Genomic DNA, 1,659 nt, shown 5'->3' with positions numbered 1-1,659 from the left:
TCGTAAAACTCAAATAACCCCCACCTTGAACTAAAGGTGAGGGCTATGAAGAAACATTTCCTAGCTGTGTTTTCTTTTAATCAACACTACCGTCTCCACGTGCATGGTGGTTGGGTTTTAGATTAATAGAAAACACCTCATATGTTACCATATGAAGTGTATAAACCAGATAAATTTAGTGAATTTGTAAAGCTTGCTCCTTTTTGTTCTTATGTCTAAACCTAACCCCCGTTTTCTATAGATGACAAATAAAACGTCCCCTTGTCATATATATTCTGTGGTGCATTTTTCATCACCGAAAGATTTCAAATGTCGTAGCAACTGATCTGAATAAAACCAGTCAGACATTTTTGTTTCAACAACAATTTTAAAGCTTTCTTGTGTAATAGTAGCATCTGGGATACTTTTATTACTCTTTTCCTGAAGATTAAAAACAATCTCCGGTTCAAAGGCATCAGAAAAGAATTCTGATTTCAGAAAGCGAAAGAACTTATCTGAAGAGTATGAATAAAGCCTAGACAATAGTAGCATCGTATTTGCTGTTGCGACATTCTCTTTCGCATGATATCTTTGGAAATAATGAATCTTCATAACTATTTGTCTCCCCTCATTTTCTTTTCATAGGTTTTCGGGAAGTAATCCTTCCCAAGTAGCCAAACATACTGATCAATTTGCTTCAGGTTATATTTATCCAAGCCATAGAAAGCGCGAAAATTAATCAGTATATCTTTGAATTTAATATATTCTTTTAAATCGCCATCTTGGAAATCTGAGAATCCATCACGATTTCTAAAATATCTAAGCACCTCATCGACGTAGCTGTCATAAATCGGATAATCGAGTGGATTGTGATGGCTACAATACTTTGTGGCAAAGGAGTAAAAATTCTTCTCTGTATCGCCGATATTTACATACTGGATATCTCCAACAAAAGTAACATCTCCAGCTTTAAGCCTCGCATCAATATCCAAAGTACATATGTGCTTAGCCACCGGATAAATTGAGAAAATATTAGTACTATAAAAGTCGTTAAGCGCTGACGCCTTCAAAAGAACATCGATAATGTCCGTATTATTTGGACATAGCTCAAAGAACAGCTTATTAAGTGCATTCTCCTGCAGGCGATAGTTCTCAAGTGTATCCCACTTAGCAAGATAAAACTCAACCTGTTCAATTGATGGTTCAGGAACATTAACTTCAGTTTTTTTCTTATGTCTATATGCATGATTAGCAATATTCTCCTGCTTAGGCGTTGATGTTTCATTAGTTCCATCAGAAGCTAAGAATAAACGGAACCTTCTTAGATGAGACAAATAACTATTAACAAGTGAATTAACATTACCTGTCGAGTTCTCAGTAAGAGCCTTTATTAATGCCTCTTTCGCATCATTCTCAAAATCAGCCGAAGTTACCGTATTCCAAAACAGGTCTTTACTCCCTTTCCTCCAGAGGTAAAAGGTATCCACATAAGAAGTATTGATGGTTAACTTTGAAATGCTCTGGCTATGTAGGAATTCTCTATATAAGGCACGCAGCTCATCATACGACAGCGCTTTCATTTTACTTATATCCAATTTCGGCCTCCCCCTTTACAATTATGTTTATAGCTCGTTGCAGAACTCTACAACTCGCATAAATACTGCATTTTATTTATTTAAA

General features: G+C 35.7%; 2 protein-coding genes. Both read right to left on the bottom strand.

Annotated elements, in window-relative coordinates; genetic code table 11:
• Window positions 1-264 precede the first annotated feature (264 nt).
• Complete coding sequence (locus tag L21TH_RS07450; protein WP_034429721.1) at window positions 265-591, bottom strand: hypothetical protein; 327 nt, start codon at window positions 589-591, stop codon at window positions 265-267.
• 2 nt (window positions 592-593) lie between these two features.
• Window positions 594-1,574 (bottom strand): PD-(D/E)XK nuclease family protein, encoded by a 981-nt coding sequence (locus L21TH_RS07445; protein ID WP_006313235.1) that lies wholly within the window; start codon window positions 1,572-1,574, stop codon window positions 594-596.
• Window positions 1,575-1,659 lie beyond the last annotated feature (85 nt).

The organism is Caldisalinibacter kiritimatiensis (assembly GCF_000387765.1).
Taxonomy (GTDB): domain Bacteria; phylum Bacillota; class Clostridia; order Tissierellales; family Caldisalinibacteraceae; genus Caldisalinibacter; species Caldisalinibacter kiritimatiensis.
Note: the sequence above shows the minus strand (reverse complement) of the source record. Positions and strands in the feature narration are given on the sequence as shown.